At 65.6% G+C, this 18,001-nt stretch carries 18 protein-coding genes; 6 read left to right on the plus strand and 12 right to left on the minus strand.

The window, feature by feature from the left end; all coding sequences use genetic code 11:
• Positions 1-15: 15 nt before the first annotated feature.
• The 3 genes from Q376_RS0109995 to Q376_RS0110005 all read right to left on the minus strand — a co-directional run bounded on the left by Q376_RS0109995 (position 16) and on the right by Q376_RS0110005 (position 4,033).
• Positions 16-2,418: a TonB-dependent siderophore receptor gene (locus tag Q376_RS0109995; protein ID WP_027350189.1), complete on the minus strand. Its 2,403-nt coding sequence runs from the start codon at positions 2,416-2,418 to the stop codon at positions 16-18.
• 112 nt (positions 2,419-2,530) lie between these two features.
• On the minus strand, positions 2,531-3,517 hold the full coding sequence (locus Q376_RS0110000; protein ID WP_043447254.1) for a FecR family protein: 987 nt from the start codon (positions 3,515-3,517) through the stop codon (positions 2,531-2,533).
• Positions 3,518-3,523: 6 nt separating this feature from the next.
• The gene (locus Q376_RS0110005) at positions 3,524-4,033 is read right to left on the minus strand and encodes a sigma-70 family RNA polymerase sigma factor (RefSeq protein WP_027350191.1); all 510 of its coding nucleotides are present in this window, start codon (positions 4,031-4,033) and stop codon (positions 3,524-3,526) included.
• A 282-nt stretch (positions 4,034-4,315) separates the two neighbouring features.
• On the opposite strand from Q376_RS0110005, the gene Q376_RS0110010 reads away from it, so the two are divergent.
• Positions 4,316-4,519 (plus strand): cold-shock protein, encoded by a 204-nt coding sequence (locus Q376_RS0110010; protein ID WP_027350192.1) that lies wholly within the window; start codon positions 4,316-4,318, stop codon positions 4,517-4,519.
• Between the two features lie 99 nt (positions 4,520-4,618).
• Here Q376_RS0110010 and Q376_RS0110015 read toward each other — a convergent pair whose 3' ends face one another.
• Together Q376_RS0110015 and Q376_RS0110020 are read right to left on the minus strand one after the other, a co-directional pair.
• Positions 4,619-6,919: an ATP-dependent DNA helicase gene (locus tag Q376_RS0110015; protein WP_027350193.1), complete on the minus strand. Its 2,301-nt coding sequence runs from the start codon at positions 6,917-6,919 to the stop codon at positions 4,619-4,621.
• Entirely contained in the window at positions 6,916-8,568 is a 1,653-nt protein-coding gene (locus tag Q376_RS0110020; RefSeq protein WP_027350194.1) for a VRR-NUC domain-containing protein, read from the minus strand. Before Q376_RS0110020 ends, Q376_RS0110015 begins: the two co-directional genes overlap by 4 nt.
• Before the next feature lie 145 nt (positions 8,569-8,713).
• On the opposite strand from Q376_RS0110020, the gene Q376_RS0110025 reads away from it, so the two are divergent.
• On the plus strand, positions 8,714-9,088 hold the full coding sequence (locus tag Q376_RS0110025) for a hypothetical protein (protein WP_027350195.1): 375 nt from the start codon (positions 8,714-8,716) through the stop codon (positions 9,086-9,088).
• 180 nt (positions 9,089-9,268) lie between these two features.
• The gene (locus Q376_RS22190; protein ID WP_081803499.1) at positions 9,269-9,718 is read left to right on the plus strand and encodes a MerR family transcriptional regulator; all 450 of its coding nucleotides are present in this window, start codon (positions 9,269-9,271) and stop codon (positions 9,716-9,718) included.
• 31 nt (positions 9,719-9,749) lie between these two features.
• On the opposite strand, the gene Q376_RS0110035 is transcribed toward Q376_RS22190, so the two are convergent.
• From Q376_RS0110035 to Q376_RS0110060, 6 genes are read right to left on the minus strand one after another with little or no spacing between them, the layout of a single operon-like run.
• Positions 9,750-10,631 carry an arginase family protein gene (locus tag Q376_RS0110035; RefSeq protein WP_027350196.1) on the minus strand — a complete coding sequence of 294 codons (882 nt, stop codon included), beginning with the start codon at positions 10,629-10,631 and terminating at the stop codon, positions 9,750-9,752.
• 32 nt (positions 10,632-10,663) lie between these two features.
• Entirely contained in the window at positions 10,664-11,350 is a 687-nt protein-coding gene (locus Q376_RS0110040) for an ABC transporter permease (protein ID WP_027350197.1), read from the minus strand.
• 3 nt (positions 11,351-11,353) lie between these two features.
• On the minus strand, positions 11,354-12,034 hold the full coding sequence (locus Q376_RS0110045; RefSeq protein ID WP_027350198.1) for an ABC transporter permease: 681 nt from the start codon (positions 12,032-12,034) through the stop codon (positions 11,354-11,356).
• A gap of 9 nt (positions 12,035-12,043) precedes the next feature.
• Positions 12,044-12,808 (minus strand): transporter substrate-binding domain-containing protein, encoded by a 765-nt coding sequence (locus Q376_RS0110050; RefSeq protein ID WP_043447260.1) that lies wholly within the window; start codon positions 12,806-12,808, stop codon positions 12,044-12,046.
• 51 nt (positions 12,809-12,859) lie between these two features.
• Positions 12,860-13,624, minus strand: a complete 765-nt coding sequence (locus Q376_RS0110055; protein ID WP_027350200.1) for an ATP-binding cassette domain-containing protein — start codon at positions 13,622-13,624, stop codon at positions 12,860-12,862.
• A gap of 18 nt (positions 13,625-13,642) precedes the next feature.
• Positions 13,643-14,239: a helix-turn-helix domain-containing protein gene (locus Q376_RS0110060; protein ID WP_027350201.1), complete on the minus strand. Its 597-nt coding sequence runs from the start codon at positions 14,237-14,239 to the stop codon at positions 13,643-13,645.
• A gap of 374 nt (positions 14,240-14,613) precedes the next feature.
• Here Q376_RS0110060 and Q376_RS24015 point away from each other — a divergent pair, with 374 nt between their 5' ends.
• Together Q376_RS24015 and Q376_RS0110075 are read left to right on the plus strand one after the other, a co-directional pair.
• A complete protein-coding gene (locus tag Q376_RS24015; RefSeq protein WP_052365117.1) occupies positions 14,614-15,780 on the plus strand; it encodes a siderophore-interacting protein in 1,167 nt (388 codons plus the stop codon).
• 31 nt (positions 15,781-15,811) lie between these two features.
• Positions 15,812-16,642 (plus strand): TrmH family RNA methyltransferase, encoded by an 831-nt coding sequence (locus Q376_RS0110075; RefSeq protein ID WP_043447264.1) that lies wholly within the window; start codon positions 15,812-15,814, stop codon positions 16,640-16,642.
• Positions 16,643-16,665: 23 nt separating this feature from the next.
• On the opposite strand, the gene Q376_RS22200 is transcribed toward Q376_RS0110075, so the two are convergent.
• Positions 16,666-16,926 carry an aspartate/glutamate racemase family protein gene (locus tag Q376_RS22200; RefSeq protein ID WP_052365118.1) on the minus strand — a complete coding sequence of 87 codons (261 nt, stop codon included), beginning with the start codon at positions 16,924-16,926 and terminating at the stop codon, positions 16,666-16,668.
• Positions 16,927-17,136: 210 nt separating this feature from the next.
• Here Q376_RS22200 and Q376_RS0110085 point away from each other — a divergent pair, with 210 nt between their 5' ends.
• Positions 17,137-17,820 carry an HAD family hydrolase gene (locus Q376_RS0110085; protein WP_027350203.1) on the plus strand — a complete coding sequence of 228 codons (684 nt, stop codon included), beginning with the start codon at positions 17,137-17,139 and terminating at the stop codon, positions 17,818-17,820.
• Positions 17,821-18,001 lie beyond the last annotated feature (181 nt).

Raw genomic sequence — 18,001 nt, forward strand, 5'->3', positions numbered from 1 at the left:
TGGCGTTGCGCAAGCTCAGAAGGTGTAGCCGAGGGTCGCCACCACGCTGCGCTCGGCGCCGAAATAGCAGTAGTCGAGGCTATAGCAGGAAGAGACGTAGTCGCGGTCGAACAGGTTGTTGAAGTTGAGCCGCAGATTCAGCCCAGGCGCGCCCAGGCGTTGGAAATCGTAGCCGACCAAGGCGTCGACCAGGGTATAGCTGCCAAGCTCCAGGGTGTTCTCGGCGTCGGCCCAGATCCCGCCGATGTAGCGCACCCCGGCGCCCAGCTGGAGCCCAGCGAAGCGGCCCTGGTCGATACGATAGTCGCTCCAGATCGAAGCCTGGTGACGCGGCGCCTGGTAGGGCGCGTTGCCCTCGGTGCCATCGAGCGTACGGCGGTACTCGACATCGGTGAAAGCGTAGGCGGCGAGCAGCCGCCAGCGCTCGCTCAGCGCGGTATTGGCCTCGAGCTCGACCCCCTGGGAGCGGATCTCGCCCACCGCCCGATAGAAGTTCTCCTCCGGCCGCTTGGCGGCAACGTTGTCCTGCTCGATGTGGAACAGCGCGATGCTGTAGAGATCGTCGCTGCCCGGGCGCTGGTACTTGAGCCCGGTCTCCCACTGCCGCCCCTCGGTCGGCTCGAGCAACTGGCCGTCGACGTCGTAGGCGCTGCTCGGACTGAACGATTCCGAGTAGCTCAGGTAGGGTGAAAGCCCATTGTCGAAGGCATAGAGCACCCCGGCGCGACCGCTGAAGTGGCTGGGGTCGTCGGACACGGCGGTGCCGGCGTCCCGATCGGCGACCTCGGTCTCCACCCAGTCCTGGCGTCCACCGAGCGAAAAGCGCCAGCCACCGAGTTCGATCTGGTCCTGTAGGTAGATCCCGGTCTGACGCAGGTCGCGCCGATAGCGGGTGTTCGAGGTGATCTCCACATCGGCGGGCTGCGAGTAGTCCGGCGCGAACGGATCGATCGCGCTCGCCGTGCCGCCCTGCCAGCCGACATCGTTGCGCCGCCATTGATAATCGAACCCCATCAGCAGGGTGTGCTCGAGAGGCCCGGTTGCGAAGTCGGCCTGGACGATGTTGTCGATCGCGTAGGCGTCGAGCGACTCCTGGCCACCGCTGTAGTAGCGGTTGAGCAGGTCGGAGTCGCCGTTCACCCAGCCATAGCCGTAGACCTGGCGCAGGTCGACCTTGCTGTGCAGGTAGCGGAAGTTCTGCCGCACCGACCAGATATCGTTGAAGCGATGGCCGAACTGATAGGCGAGCATGGTCTGGTCGCGCTCGAAGCGGTCGGAGTCGGGATCGCCGTCGAAGAAGTGGCGCGAGATCCGCTTGCCGTTGTGGGCATTCACCGCACCGTCGGCGGGTGAACCGCTGTGGTAGCTGTTGCCCGGCTCATGCTGCAGGTAGGCCTGGAGGTTGAGAAAGGTGTTCTCGTCCGGGGTCCAGGAGAGCGACGGCGCGAGGGTGAAACGCTTGTGTGGGTCGACCGCGTCGAACTGGGTGTCGGTCTGCTCGGCAAGCCCCACCAGCCGATAGGCCAGGGTGCCGGCGCGATCGAGCGGAGCGCTGAAATCGAACGCGGTGCCCTGGCGTCCCTGGGTCCCGAAGCGGAACTCGACGTGGCGGTAGGGCTCGAGCAGCGGCTTCTTGCTGGTCAGGGCGACCAGCCCGCCAGGCGAACTGTTGCCGTAGAGCACGGAGGAGGGCCCCTTGATCACGTCGATACGCTCGAGGAAGAAGGGATCGATCTGGATCGAATTGTAGCCGCCGGCGTCGCCCATCGATTTCAGCCCATCGAGGAAGACGTTGTCGATGCTGCCATCGCTGAAGCCGCGCATCACCGCGTAATCGTAACGATCGGTAGCACCGATCTGCTCGCTGAATACCCCAGGGGTATAGCGCAGCGCCTGCGAGACGCTGTTCGAGCCTTGGGCATCGAGCTGCGCACGGCCGATCACCGAGATCGACTGCGGCGTCTCGACCAGGGCGGTGGGGGTCTTGGTCGCTGCGCGGCTGGCATCCGAGGTGTAGCCGCTGACCCGCTCCCACTCGTCGGAGCTCTGCCCGGTGACGGTCAGGGTATCGAAGCGCTCACCCGGCGCCTGCGCCGCCTCCACCAGCCGATAGCCGCGCTCGGGGTCGCCCTCGGCGACGAGCCCGGTGCCTTCCAGCAGCTGAGCCAGCGTCTCACCAGGGTCTGCCCCGACGCTTGCGCCCGGGCTTCGCTTTGCGCTGGTGAGCCGTGCGTCGGCGACCACCATCACTCCTGTGACACTGCCGAATCGGATCAGGCTGGCATCGAGCGCGCCGGGGGGAATCGTCACGCTCTCGGCATGGACGGGCGATGCCAGGCCCAGCGCGCTCGCAAGCCCAAGGGCCAGCACCGCACGCCCGGCAAAGGCAACAGAGCAACCAAAAGGAAATACAGCCATTTCAAGCGAGACCTCTCGTCGATGAGGCACCCAGGAGAAGGTGCGTCGGGCGGGCGTTCATCGACTAGGCCGCTCGAGCGGCGAAAATCTGCCCCGCCGCAGGAGAATTCTTTCAGCCTGCGTTGGATGGAACGGCGACCAGCCGGGTCCAATAGCGGGTCAGCCGCTCTAGCCTCACCGGCAGCGCGCGGGCGATGGCCTCGAGTACCCGCTCAGGGTCCGAGACCGGGAAGCTTCCGGTCAGCCTGAGTTCGGCGGCGTCGGCATCGCAGCCGAGATGGCCTGGCTGATAGCGGGCAAGTTCGCGGAGAAAGTCATCCAGCCGGCGGTTCTGCGCTTCGATCCGCCCCTCCGTCCAGGCGATCGCCTGGGGGTCGAGCGCCTCCAGCGACAGCGCGCCGAAGGCGTCGAACCGAGCCCCTTGCCCCGCTTCTATCACTCGTCGCTCGCCCCCGAAGCGAGCGCTCACCTCCACTGCGCCCTCCTCGACGTCGAGCCGGGTCTTCGAATCATCGTCCCAGCGCGTGACCCAAAAGCGCGTCCCGAGCGGACGCAGAGCGCCGTCCTGGCTGATCACTTCGAATGGACGAGCGCGGGGATCGGCCGCGGTCTCGACCATCACCGCACCGTCGAGCAGCCGTACCTGACGGCGGCGGTCATCGAAGCGCAGATCGATCGCGCTGCGCGGCCCAAGCATCAAACGGCTGCCGTCGGGGAGGGACAGGGCGCGCGGGGCGCGCCCTGTGCGCTGGTCGGCCCAGAGGCGCTGCCAGGAAGGAGGCGACCAGCCGTCTCCGGCCACCCCGAGCATGGCCAGCGCCGCTCCGCCCTTGAGCAGCATGCGACGCTTTCTCGCCCGCTCCAGGCCGTCGAGAGCGGCATTCGTCGCACCCGCATCCAGCCGGTCGTTGCCGAGCTCACCATCGATCGCGGCCAGCCGCTGCCAGACCCGCTCGTGCAGAGGGTCGCTCCGCCGCCAGCGCAGGCACTCCTCGAATGCCTGCGCATCGGCGCTGCCGGATGAAAGCCTGACCATCCAGCCAAGTGCCTGCTCGAGCGCGGCCTCCTCTCTTTCACCGCCGGTATTCATCGCAGACATCACAGATCAGCTATAGAGCAGCTGGTAGCAATGGCGGTAGGCACGCAGCATCGATTTCTGCACCGCATTGACGCTTACGCCCTGAAGTTCAGCGATCTGGGCATAGCCGAGCCCATCGAGACGGGAGAGCAGAAAAGCCTCTCGCACCCGCTGAGGCAGCCCATCGAGCAGCCGCGCGACCCGCTCGAGCGCCTCGAACACCAGCGCCCGCTCCTCCTCGGAGGGCGTACAGGCATCGGCACGCGCCGCCAGCGCTTCGAGATAGGCACGTTCGATCTGTTCGCGCCGCCAGAGCCCAATCACCAGGCCATTGGCGATGGTGCTGAGATAGGCCCGGGGCCGCTCGATAACGACCGGCTGTCCGCGCCCCAGCAGCCTCAAGAAGGTGTCCTGCGCGATGTCCGCGGCCTGCTGATGGCAGCGCAGCCGGGTTCGCAGCCAGCCGACCAGCCATTCGCGGTGCTCACGGTAGAGGCACTGAAGCTCGTGATGGACGGGCTTCTCGGAGGTCGGCATGAGTTGAGCAATCGCCTTAGATGAAAGTGATTATCATATTTCTCCCCTCGATCAGCGGCAACTAAGCCTGAGGCAGGATTATTGCCGCTCTAGACCAAGATCGTGCTTGACGTTGCATCGACAATAGGCGCAGGATGCCTGCGTGGGTTGGCAAGTCGTATTCGTCACAAGGCGTCGAGGTTCCTCGATGTTCGGGTGGATATCCCTTGTTTACCTTCTTCATTCGGGTAACACCCGGCAACACGAAGTTATTGACGCTGTCGCGTCATCGAGGAATTAGCAATGGCAACTGGCACAGTTAAGTGGTTCAACGACACCAAAGGTTTCGGCTTCATCTGCCCGGACGACGGTGGCGATGACCTTTTCGCACACTTCTCCGAAATCAAGGCAGAGGGCTTCAAGTCCCTGCAGGACGGCCAGAAGGTCTCCTTCGAGGTCACCCAGGGCCGTAAAGGCCTGCAGGCGTCCAACATTCAGGCTGCCTGAGCTCCAAAAGCTCTAGCGTCTCTCGACGAAGCCCGCGAAAGCGGGCTTCGTCGTTTTCGTGTCTTTCGCTTTTTCCAGCGTTTCCAGCTTCCGCCCATCCTACGCTCGCTCGATCTCCCACCACGATGGCAGCATCCCGCGCACCTCAGCGGTATCGAAACGATCATCGATCAGCCATAGCGCACCGCGATCGCCCTCATCCCGGATCACTCGCCCCGCTGCCTGGATCACCTTGGTCAGACCAGGATAGAGGTAGGCATAGCGATATCCCTGCGACGCTCCAAAAAGCGCGCCCAGCCGCTGGCGCAGCGCCTGGTTGACGGCATTGAACTGAGGCAGGCCCAGGGTGGCGATGAAAGCGCCGACCAACCGGTCGCCTGGTAGATCGACCCCCTCGCCGAAGGCGCCGCCGAGTACCGCGAAACCGATACCCTGCCCTCCGGGCGCGAAGCGCTCCAGAAAGGCGCGACGCTGCTCCTCTCCCATCCGCCGCGACTGCCGCCACTGCACGAGCCCGGGCGCCTTCTCGGCGAGCCGCTCGGCGACACGTTCGAGGTAATCGAAACTGCTGAAGAAGGCGAGGTAGTTGCCGGGGCGCGCAGCGTAGCCTGCCTGGATCAGCTCGACGATCGGCTCGATCGACGCCTCGCGATCGCGATAGCGGGTGGATATCCGCGAGACCGTGCGAACCTTCAACTGGACGGCTGCGAACGGCGAGGCGACATCGAACCAAGCGGTCTGCGCCGGCAGCCCGAGCAGGTCGATGAAGTAATCGGTCGGCGCGAGCGTCGCCGAGAACAGCACGCAGGCGCGGGCCGCCTCGAAACGCGGCGCAAGCCAGGGGCCTGGCACCAGGTTGCTCAGCTTCAGCCGGAGCGTCTCCCGCGGCTTGCCGGGCAGCCGCTCGAACTCGCATTGGAAGTGCCTTGCGTCGAACAGCTCGAGCACACGGGCGAAGCCGAGCGCCTGCAGATAAAAGCGCATGAGTTCGGGGTCGACCGGCTCGTCGAGCTGGGTGGCCAAGTGCTCCCCGAGTCTCGCGGTGAGCCCGGTAAGCTCCCCGACCAGTGACGATGGGACCTCCTCGAGCACTCCTTCGAGCGGCGCCTCGCCCGCCGATGGGGCGAGCGCCTGGCGCTGGGTGCGAAACGCACGCGCCAACCGCTCGAAGCCCCTACGCAGCCCCTTGGGGGCACTGCGGGCAAGCTCGCGTACCGAGCGCTCATCGAGCTCGGCGCTGAACATCAGCCGCCCGCGCTCGACCAGGTTATGCGCCTCGTCGACCAGTACCCCCACCCGCCAGCGCTGCTCCTGGGCCAATGCGTGCAGCATACCGCCCAGGCCGAAGTAGTGGTTGTAGTCACCGACCACCACGTCGCTCCAACGCGCCATCTCCTGGCCGAGATAATAGGGGCAGATGCCCTCGGCCAAAGCCAGCCGGCGCAGCGTCTCGGCATCCAGCAGCGAGCGCTCGCCATCTACCTGCTCCAACGCCTTCGCGCGTGCGGCGGGAAGACGATCGTAGAAGCCCGCGGCCAGCGGGCAGCTTTCCCCATGGCAGGCCTTGTCCGGATGCTCGCAGCTCTTCTCCCGCGCGATCAGTTCGAGCGCGCGCAGCGGTGTGTCGAGGCCGGGGGATAGCCGTGCCAGCGCATCCAGCGCGAGCTGCCGCCCGGGCGTCTTGGCGGTGAGGAAGAAGACCTTGTCGAGCTTGCCGGCGGGCAGCGCCTTGAGCAGCGGGAACAACGTGCCCAAGGTCTTGCCGATGCCGGTCGGCGCCTGGAGCAGCAGCGGCCGTTCGAGGCGCGCGGCCTTGTACACCGTCTCTGCCAGCGCGCGCTGGCCGGGTCGAAAATCGGCCATCGGAAACTTCATCGAAGCAAGCGCTTGCTCACGCTGGAGGGCATGCTTTGCCTCCTGCTGCGCCCAGGATAGGAACGCCTCGCAGGTCGCGGTGAAGAACCGCTCCAGCGCATTTCGATCGTGCCGCGCACGAATCACCGTCTCGCGCTCCCGGTCGATGTCGAAGTAAACCAGCGCCAGCTCGATCTCCTCGAGCGCGAAACGCTGGCAGGCGAGCCAGCCGTAGATCTTGGCCTGGGCCCAGTGCAGCTGGCGATGATTGTCGGGCTGGCGCTCCAGCTCGCCACGGTGGGTCTTGATCTCCTCGAGCCTCGGCACCGTCGCGTCGAAACCATCGGCGCGCCCGCGCACTTTGAGCTCACGGTACTCGCCCTCGAGGTTCAGCTCGCGCTGGTAGCCCGCGCCGCGCCGCGCGGCCACCTTGGCATGCCCCTCGATCCCTTCGAGCGCGCTCGGCGAAGGCGTGAAGCGCAAATCGAGATCGCCGCGCTTGGCAACGAACTCGCAAAGCGCCCGCACCGCGACGGTATAGCTCATCCCGGCGCTTCCGCCCAAGCCACCCAGCACACCGACACCGGGATGCCGTACTCGAGGCAGTGGGCGATCATCCGGCGCTGGTTGTCCTGCAGCCGGTCGCCCGGCCCCTTGACCTCGACCATCCGGTAGCGGCGCTGTTCGGGCCAGAACTGGATCAGGTCGGGGAAGCCTGCACGGTTGCGCTTCAGGTCGCTCAATAGCCACAGGCACCACTGCTTCAGGTGCGCCGCCGGCAGGCAGGCCAGTGCGCGTTCGAGCAGCGTCTGGTCGAGCACTCCCCAATGGACGAACGGCGATTGGATACCCTGCTTGTCGACGAAGCGTCGCCGGATCGTCTCCAGGTAGCGGTCATCGTCGAGTTCGGCCAGACAGGCATCGAACAGCGCGCGGCGGCGCTCGACGAAGCCTTCGCGGAGGAGATCGGCCGGCCCGGCGTGGAAGGGATGGAAGAAGGCGCCGCTGATCGGGGCGAAGATCGCCTCCCAGCAGAGCAGCCCGAACAGCGAGTTGAGCAGGCCATTCTCGACGTAGTGGACCGGCGCCTCCGGCCGGGTCAGATGATCGCGCACCGCAGCCTCGACGCTCGGGCTGCGCGGAAGGCACAGCTCGAAGCTCTCCACCGGCACGCTCTTGGCCGCCGCGGGGCGAGGCAGCCCGAGACGACGATGCAGCCTGGGCGCGATCCGCGACAGCTGCTGGCGCTCCTCGGCGCTCTCCGGCGCGTCCTGCGCCTGCCTGGCCAGCGCCATCGCCGCCTCCGTGCGCCCCGACCGCTCGAGCAGCCGAATCCTTCTTACCCTGGCCCCCGGAGCCTGGCATAGCGCATAGATCGATAGCGAGCGCTCACTATGACCGAGACGCTCGAGCTCCTTCGCGTAGCCGAGCAGCAGTCGCTGGCGGCGCTGCTCGATCCATGGATTGTCGAGCGCTCCCTCCATCGCCCAGCGCCCCCCCTCCCCTTCCATCGCCTCCATGCCCTCCCGCTCGAGGCGATCTCGCAGCCGATGCAGGCGCAGGTAGTCCTCGACCTCTCCACGATGGTGGAAGCCGCGTGATACGGGATCGAGCCGGATGCGCTCGAAGCGGTAGATGCCGAGGTCGGCGAGCACGAATTCGGAGAAGTCCTGGCGCAGGTTGCCGAAGAACATCAGCCGCAGCCGGTCGTAGCGCGCCGGGGCACGCAGCTCGACCACCCGATCGGCGATGCCCGGCGCCCACCGCGCCAGCGAGCGCGGCTCGGGCCGCTTGGCCGAAAGCGACGCGCACCAGTCAGCCTTGCGGGTTCCCACCGGCGGCAGCTCGAGGAAGGTTTCGAGCTCGGCACGCCGCAGCAGCGAGAACAGCGCCTCGAGCGAGAGCGCGGGCTCCGGGTCGACCAGGCCGGCAGCGGCCAGCGCCTGAAGCGCGCTCTCCCGGCCGCCGACCGCTTCGATCTCGGGATAGACCAGCTTCGAGACCCGGAACAGCTCGCCCTTGCGCATCACCATCCGCGCCAGCAGCGCGCGTGCCGCGACCGGCAAGCGGGAGAAAAGCTCGATGAATCCGCGCTCGTCATCGTCGAGCAGGTCATCGTAGCGACCAGCGACCCAATCGAGCAGGGTGTGAAAATTGTCGAGGTAGTAAAGCGGGTCTTCGAGCGGATGGCTCATTGCCGATCCCATTGGGACTGTATATCCGCACAAGATATCAGCCTATCCTCAGCTTCGCCAAACCTTGCGCGAACGCTCCAAGGGGCCAGGCTGCTAAGATGAAGGAAATCTGATCCGTCCAGATCCGTTCCACCGAGGAGGCTTGATGATCCGGACCGTGCTGCTCGCCCTTGCCCTGGCCTTGCTGGTGCTCGGTCTGGTGTTCTGGCTGTTCAACCTGATGGCCTTGGGCACCAAGCGCTCGCTCTACGCCACCCTCGGCGTCGGTGCCGCCATGCTGGTCGTCGCTCTGCTGATCGGCCTGGTGGTCAGCGGCCAGGAGCGCCCGAGCAACGACCCCACCTTCCAACAGCGCTACCTGCGCGTCGCTACCCTGCGCGAACCGAAGCGCATGCCGTCGCTTGCGATCTGCCCCTCGAGCGATCCTCGCCACCTGCTACTGCTCGATTCCAATGGCGAACCGGTCGACGACATCCAACAGGCGCAGAGCGTCTGGTGCGAGCGGCACCCGCGGGACTAGCCGGCTCATTCATCGCCGCAAGGGATCGAAACGAGCGCGACGAACGAGGCCGGATGCGGCAATCACGCACGGAGCACTTTACGTCAACGTCACCATGCTTAGAATGCCCGCTATCCGCCAGGCGCGCGGAAGCCACAGCGCCCTTTCGTTCGACCCCATATCTCCCCAAGGTCCGCTCGCATGTCAGCCACCTACAGCATCTCCGCGCTCGCCAGCGAACTGGCCATCACCACGCGCACGATTCGCTTCTACGAGGAACAGGGGCTGCTCGAACCCGAGCGCCGCGGCCAGGAGCGGATCTACCACGAGCGCGACCGCAGCGCGCTGATCCTGGTGCTGCGCGCCAAACGACTCGGCTTCTCGCTCAACGAATGCCAAGCGCTGCTAGCGCTGTGCACGCAGCCGGCCGGCGACGATCCCGCCGGCCTGGGTGCGCGCATGGAGGGCATCGCCGCGCTGAGATCGAAACTGGCCGAACAGCGCGAAGCGATCGAGCAGCTCGACCAGCGCCTCACCGAAGCCGAAACCAAAACTCGCGACCGCCTCGAGACGCTGCGGGCACCGCGCCGCGGCTCGCGCCCGGATGAACAGCAGATGACGCTGTTCCGCTTCGACCAGCCGGACGGCTAGTGCCCGCCTCCTTGGATCTACCAGTGGGCCCTCACCGTGCCTGGCTGCCATACACGGCGAAGGTGAAAGCCAGATATGCGGCAAGGGTCGAGGTCATATCCTGGTGATCCTTGCTCGGATTGACTTCAGTGATCGCCATTGCGGCGCAGTGCGGTGCGAGCAGCTCTACCATCTCCAGGGCTTGATCAGCGCCAATGCCGCCTGGCTCGTGGGCTCCAGCGCCGGGCGCGTAGGCAGGATCGATGGCGTCGATGTCGAAGGAGAGATAAAGGTGGTCGGCGCCGCGCACCCGCTCGAGGATTCTCTCCACCGTATCTCGTGCCCCCAGGCGCAACGCTTCACGCGCAGAAATGTGGATTAATCCATGGTCACGCTTGAAACGCCCGGAGGCCGGAAAATTGAAATGCCGCTCGCAGACCTGGACGCAATCACCTGCCTGGATACGCTCGAGCTCCAGGGCCCGGCGCATGCCGCTGGACTGACTATAGCGACCCTGCCGAGAGCTCGAGTCCATCAGGTCGAGGTGGGCATCGAAGTGAACGATGCCAATCCGTCCGGGCAGCGCATCATGGACGCCCCGCGCAATCGGAAACAACAGGCTATCGTCGCCGCCGATCATGATCGGCGTTCGTTTGGCGTGTAGCGACTCGCTCACTGCGGCGCTGGTCGCGGCAAAGGTAGCGAGGGTGTCATGGGGCACGACTTCGACATCGCCGCGATCGACCAGCAGCCGTTCACCGACCTCCATCACTTCGTCGTTCTCGAGGCTGTAGATGCAGCCGTCCTCGACGCGCATGGAGATCCACCGCGCGCACTCGCGCACCTTGGCCGGCGCTTCCCTCGACCCTGGCCAGCCAAGGGTGGATTCGCCGTCGAAGGGGATACCCCAGAGATCGAATTGTCGTTCGTTCATGCTTTGACTCGTCCATCGGAGGAAATGGGACGCTAGCGCTGCACTAGATAACCCGCCCAGCGCCGCTCAGCCCAGTGCAGCAGGCCAACCAGAGAGAGGGTCAGGATTAAGTAGAGCAGCCCCGCGGTGACATAGGGTTCGAACTGGATGTAGTAATTGAGGGTCAGGTTACGAGCGACGCCCGTGATCTCCATCAGCGTCACGGTGCTGGCTAGCGAGGTGGCATGCATCAACATCACCGCCTCATTGCCATACAGCGGCAGCGAGCGGGTCAGCATGGCCGGCAGGTAGATTCGTCGCGTGCGCACCCATGCGCTCATGCCGAACGCGCGAGCGGCTTCGATTTCGCCGCGCGGCAGATGAGCGAGCCCGGCTGCGAATATCTCGGTGGAATAGGCGGCACTGTTGAGCACGAAGGCGAGCAGCACGCAGACCAACGGGCTCGATAGCCACGGCCACAGCCAGCTCTCGCGCAGGAGCTCGAACTGGGCTAGTCCGAAGTAGATCAAGAACAGCTGGATCAGCAGCGGAGTGCCGCGGAACAGCAGGGTATAGCCCGAAATGATTGCGCGGGTCACTGCGCCACCTGACCATTTGGCCAATGCCAGCGGTACGGCGAGCAGAAAACTGAACAGCAGCGAGGCCAAGGTCAAGCCAAGCGTCAAACGCAGCCCGGAAAGATAGAGCCCGGCACTATCCAAGATGATGTCCCAGTTCATCACCTACTCCCTGCGCTCGAAGGCATAGCGATCGGCCACCAGCCTGAGTACGCCAACCGACACCAGCGTCACGGCGAGGTAGAAGCCCGCAGCGACCAGGTAGAAGAGAAAAGGCTGCCCAGTAGCCTCGGCTGCGCCGCGGGCGCGAAACATCACGTCATGCAGACCGATCAGCGAAACCAGCGCCGTTGCCTTGGCCAGCACCAGCCAGTTGTTGGCGAAACCGGGCAGCGCCAGACGGATCATCTGCGGCGCAATGATCAGGCGCAGCAGCGCGATCGGCCCGAAGCCGCAGGCGAGCCCTGCTTCGATCTGACCACGAGGCACGTTCTGCAGCGCCGCGCGAAAAGTCTCGGTCATGTAGCCGCCAAAGATCGCCCCGAGGGTCAAGATCCCGGCTACCCAGGGATCGAGCTCGAAATAGGCATCGCTGCCGAAGGCCTCCAATCCTTGATTGACCAGCGCGGGCAGGCTGTAGAAGACCAGCAGCAGCAGCACCAGGTCGGGCACCCCTCGCATCAGCCCGGTATAGCCCCCTGCCAGCAACCGTAGCCAACGCCGCCGCGACAGCTTGCACGCGGCGCCTACCATCCCGAGCACCACCGACAGCAGCAAGGAGGCTCCCGCGAGAGTGAGGGTCACCCTCGCGGCCCCCAGGATGGTCAGCGCATAGTCACCGAGCATCGCACGCCCTCACTCACCACCGAGGTACTTGGCGTCCAGCGCCTCGATCGCACCTGTTTCACGCAGCTTCGCCAGCCCTTGGTCGAGCTTCTCACGCAGCGCGTCGTTGCGCTTGTTGACCGCGATCGCCACACCCTCGCCGAACTCAGGCGCATCTTGCCCCGTATAGCGTGGCCCCATCAGGGTAAACCCCTCTCGGCCTCGATCACTCAGGAACCCATAGGTGATCTGGGCCTCATAGCTCATCACCAGGTCGGCGCGCCCGGACACCAACTCAAGATAGGCGGCACTGCTACTGTCGTAGCGCTTGATCGTCGAGCGCGGGAAGTGTCGCGAGACGAACGCATCCATCGGCGTGCCGGTCTGCACCGCGATGGTCGCACCGGCAAGATCACCCTCGACGAAGTCGTATTCACTGCCGTCACGCCCGACGAAACGAAACACCGGACGTGAGTAAACCTCGGTAAAGGCCATCGATCGGCGTCGCTCTTCGGTGACGGTGAGCTGCGAGATCAACGCGTCGTACTTGCGCGACATCAGCCCAGGGATCATGCCGTCCCACGCGGCTGCGATCAGTTCGCAGTCGAGCTCGGCCGCCTCGCACACGGCCTGTGCCAATTCGACGTCGTAGCCGGCGAGCTGCCCTTGGGCATCGATGTACTCGAACGGAGGGAAAGTGGCATCGGTCGCGATCTTGATCGGCTGCTGCGCAAGGGCCTGGGCGCCGGTACACAGCAGCGTGGCCAGGCACAAGGAGGAAAGTGCGTATCGCATGGAGGTCGAGCCTCGTTGTCGTTGGTCTGGGGTAGGAGTCATCGATTACGCTCAACCAAGGCCGAGAAGCCGCCGCAAACGCGGACTGCGCGGGTCGCCGAACACCGCCTCGGGCGCCCCTTGCTCCTCGATTCGACCTCGATGGAGAAACAGCACCCGGTCGGAAACCTGCCGAGCGAAGGACATTTCATGCGTCACCAGCAGCATCGTGCGTCTCTCGTTCGCCAGGGCGCGCATCACTTCAAGCACTTCGCCCACCCGCTGCGGATCCAGCGCAGAGGTGGGTTCATCGAACAGCAGCACCTCCGGCGCCAGGCACAGCGCCCGCGCGATGGCCACGCGCTGCTGCTGGCCGCCCGAAAGACGCTCGGGGTAGCGACGGGCGATGCCGGCCTCGAGCCCTACCTTGGCAAGCTGCGCCAGCGCCTGTGCCCTGGCAGCCTCCTCGTCGCGACCCAACACGTGGCGCTGGGGAAGGACCAGGTTGTCGAGCACGCTCATATGGGTCCACAGGCAAAAGCTTTGGAAAACCATTGCCAGACGCGCGCGAAAGCGCCGAAGCTGCCTGGCATCGACTGCGACCAGCTCGCCACCGGGACGCTCGCTGCAGGTCAGCAACCGCTCGCCGTCGAGGCGGATGTCACCGCGAAACGGCCGCTCGAGAAAGTTGATGCAGCGCAGCAAAGTGCTCTTGCCTGAGCCGCTGGCCCCGATCAAGCTGATCACTTCGCCTTCCTCTGCGTGGAAGGAAACGTCGTCGATCACCAGATGGTCGCCGTAGCGTTTGCACAGACCTTCGACCTCGAGCTTGGCCATACGGGCCCTCATCGATGCTCAGCCACGCGACGTGCCGGGGGGAGGAACGATGACCCAGAGCGCCGTGCAGGGCTCGTCGTCGCTCGGATTGACCCACGAATGCGGCAGACGGGGAGAAAAGGTCAGGGTGTCCCCGGAGGAGAGCAGGTAAACCTGCTCACCGATCGTGATCGAAAGCCGACCGGACTTGATATGGACCAGATCCGCGGCGGCCTCGAGGGAATAGGGCTCGCTGCCAGAGCCTCCCCCCGGCTCGATCTCGGAATAAAGCGCCATGAGATGTTCGCTGCCGGCCCCGCCGACGATGAACTCGCGCATGCCCTCGCCACCGAGACTGATGGGCGTGCCGCAACCGGCCGGCACGTAACTGGCTTCGGGTGACTCGAACAGTTCACCGGGCCTGATCCCGATCGCATCACAAATCCGCAACAGCGAAGCGACCGAAGCCTGAGCGATATCGCGTTCGAAGCGGCTGAGGAAGGATTTGCTCATCCCGGTGCGCTCTGCGACCTCGATGATCGATAGCCCCTTCATTCGCCTGAAGCTGCGAATCCGCTGCCCAAGGTGAATACCGCTCGCCTCGAAGGGAGTCGCTGCGTGCGTCGCACGGCTCATGCCATCGTCTCGTTGCTCCATACCGGCTCCGCAAGTTGCATATTAAACAACCGACAAAAAAGCAAAGAACAAGCCAGGGCCTCATAAAACATCTGAATATCAATCATATAGTTAACAAAGTGCATTTCACTCCTTGGGCCGGCATGAAAAATCCGCGCCAAAAGGATGCGATCAGCGATATTTGTTTCCTCATATGCACCTCGATGAATGCAGCGATCTGCCGGTTGCGCACCGGCGCATGCACGCCAGGCATGGCGGTGCTGCGGCTTCTACGCATCCGGCCCGAGTGCTAGACTCGGTCCTTGGAGTGGACCGCTGGGCGCTCCGCGCTGCTCCCATCCAGTCCGTTTCCCCGTCTTCGAAGGCCCGCCCCCATGAGAAGCAACGTACTGCCCATCTCCCGCCAATGTTCCAGCAAGGAGCAGCGACTGCTGCGTGCCTTGCGTGCGATGAACGGGCGTAACGCCTGGCCCTCCCATGCGGGGCACCTGCTCGAAGAGCTGGACGTGGACAGTAGCGGCATCTATTCCCTGGCGCGCTTGATGCGTGCGATCGAGGACGAACTCGAGGACTTCGAGCTGCTCGGGCCGAGCTCGCCGTTCGTCTCGCGCGATGAGCTCAACTTGCTCGCGGCGCTGGGCCAGCCGCTCGAGGTCGAGGAGGCGGCGCGCACGCGTGCGCGGATCATCGGCAACGAGGAGTTTCGCGGCGCGGAGCTGATCAGGGCCTGTGCGGAGGCGCTCGAGCGCGCCAATGTGGCGCTGCGCCCGCGGGCGCCGCTCAAGGTGGCGCTCAATCCGCTCGACGACAGCGCCAACCTGCGGGTGCGCCCGCAGTCCGAGCGGCGCCTGCGCCCGGTGCAGGTCGAATCGATCGAGGAGGTGACTCCGCGCGTACGCCGCCTGCGGCTGACCGGCGAGGCGTTCGATGACTTCGACCCCAGCCTGCCAGCCCAGTGGGTGCTGCTGTTCTTGGGCGAAGGCGAGCAGCGCAACCGCGGGCGGATCTACGTCGTGCGCGAATTCGATGCCGCGGCCAGGCGGTTGACCCTCGACCTGGTGCTCAACCAGGAAGGCGAGACCTCGAATTGGGTACGCAGCGCCAAGCCCGGCGATCGGGCGCTCATCGCAGGTCCCCGCGGCGGCTTCGCGCTGCACGAGGAGGAGCCTTGGCTGCTGCTGGCCGGCGATGAGAGCGCGCTGCCGGCGATCGTTTCGATCATTGCCGCCCAGCCGAGAGAGCGGCGGATCACGGCGCTGATCGAGGTCGAAGATCGCCGTGAGATCCAGCCGCTGCCGAGCCATCCGCATCTAGATGCGGAGTGGCTGGTGCGCGGCGAATCGCGCTCCCTCGCCGCCGCGATCCAGGCCTGCGCCAGCGATCACCAGCACGGCTATGCCTGGGTCGGCACCGAAGCCAGCGATGCTCGCGAGATCCGGCTCCAGCTGACCCGGATGCGTGGCTTCGGCTTCGAACGCACCCATGTCACCGGGTTCTGGAAGCGTGGCGAGCCACGCTACAAAGACCTCGCCGCCGGCTGAAGCCGCGAAAGGACGCAGACCAGGGTCGCCCATGCCAGTTCCCTATCCTTCTTTCGACGCAGTGACCATCACCAGCGTCGCCAATCCGCGAGTCAAAGCGCTGCGCAAGCTCAAGGAGCGCAAGTATCGAGAGCAACTTGGCCAGCACCTGGTCGAGGGGGTAAGGGCGATCGCCGACGGCCTCGATGCCGAGGCGCAGCTGGCCTGCCTGCTGTTCGACGTCGATGCGCGCGCGACCGATCCCGCCCTGGCGGCGCTGCTCGCCCGTGCGGCCGGCCTCGGAGCCGATCTGCTGCCGACCACCCGCGAGGTGCTCGGCGGCTTCTCGGCCCGTGCCAACCCCCATCACGCGGTCGCGGTGTTCAAGCAGCGCTGGACCGTGCTCGATACGCTCTCGCCGCGGGCCGACGAGGTGTGGATCGCGCTGGAGTCCCCGCGCGATCCAGGCAATCTCGGCACCATCATCCGCAGCTGCGAGGCGGCAGGCGGTGCCGGCGTAATTCTCATCGACGACGCCTGCGATCCCTACTCACCGGAGGCGATGCGCGCCAGCACCGGCGCGCTGTTCGGTGTGCGGCTGGTGCGCAGCCGGCGCGACGAGTTCATCGCCTGGGCGGCGCGCGAGCCGCTCGAGCTGATCGGCACCGGGCTTGCGCGCAGCGAGGACTATCGCTCGCCGGACTATGCCGGCCCCACGGTGCTGCTGATGGGCACCGAACGCGACGGCCTGAGCGACGAGCTCAGTCTCGCCTGCGACCGTATCGTGCGGATTCCGATGCGCGGTCGCACCGATTCGCTCAACCTCTCGGTCGCAAGCGCCCTGATGCTGTTCGAAGCGACCAACCGCAAGGCCGGCGCCTGAGCCAGGTTTCACGTGAAACGTCATCATCCGGCCAGCGCGTACTCCACCGCCGCCTCGACGTGCAGCCGGGTGGTATCGTAGAGCGCCACACCGGTGTCCGGCGGGGTGACCAGCAGTCCGATCTCGGTACAGCCGAGGATCACCCCTTGGGCACCGCGAGCAGCCAACGCCTCGATCGCCTCGACGTAGCAGCGACGCGACTGCTCATGCAGCTCGCCATGGCACAGCTCGTCGAAGATGATCCGGTCCAGCTCGGCGATGCTCGGCGTATCCGGCACCAGCACGTCGAGCTCGAACTCCCGTTAACCATCGGCGAACGATGCGCCCAGCGCTTTTTCGCCACCCCGACAATCCGACGGCCTTGGCTGGGCCCCAGGACCAAAGTCGCGGCTCGATTTGTCATTGCCGCCCCGATTGGCCACCATGAAAGACGGTTCGGCCCAAGCGTACGACGCCCTGCGGCCCTTCGAAGAACGACAATGAGAGGATTCGCGATGCATGACGCTCACCCGATCGAGGCAGTGATTTTCGATATGGACGGGCTGCTGCTGGACTCCGAGCGGCTGGCGATGGAAGCGCTGGTGGCGGCGGGAGACGAGCTCGGCTATGAGATGCCCGAATCGTTCTGCCAGGCGATGATCGGTGTGCCGGCCGACCGCTGCCGCGCGATGGTGGTCGAGACCTACGGCGCGGATTTCCCGCTCGAGCGCTACTTCGCCGCCCAGGAGGTGCACCTGCGCGCGATGGTCGACAACGGCCGGCTGAGCACCAAGGCGGGCGTCGGCGCACTGCTCGACCTGCTCGACAGCCATCGCCTGCCCCGTGCGATCGCCACCTCGTCGAGCCGCTACCGTACCGATCACCACCTGGCGCTGGCCGGCATCGACGGCCGCTTCCAGGCGATCGTCACCCGCGACGACGTCTCGCGCGGCAAACCCCATGCGGACCCTTACCTCGCCGCCGCGGATAAGCTCGGGGTCGCACCGGCCAGCTGCCTGGCCCTCGAGGACTCCTACAACGGCATTCGTGCCGCGCACGCGGCGAACATCCCTGTGATCATGATCCCGGACCTGCTGCCGCCGACCGACGAGATGCGCGACACCGCGCTGAAGGTGGTCGACACGCTCCATGACGTCGTCGAGTGGCTGACCCCGAGGCTCGCCGCCCGCAGCGCATGACGCCAGGCTCCTTCGCGCAAGCGCCCGAGAGGCGCAGGAGTTCCCTGCGCCTCGCAGGCTGCTGACAAAGTATTTGAAGATGCCACGATGGTTTCCAGCCGCCTCCGAGAGCGCGCTGGACGGCAATCGCTTGCACCGGGGTTTGCGACATGGATGTCGCAAAAGGCGCGCCCGGACAGGG

This window comes from Halotalea alkalilenta DSM 17697 (assembly GCF_000621205.1).
GTDB classification, from domain to species: domain Bacteria; phylum Pseudomonadota; class Gammaproteobacteria; order Pseudomonadales; family Halomonadaceae; genus Halotalea; species Halotalea alkalilenta.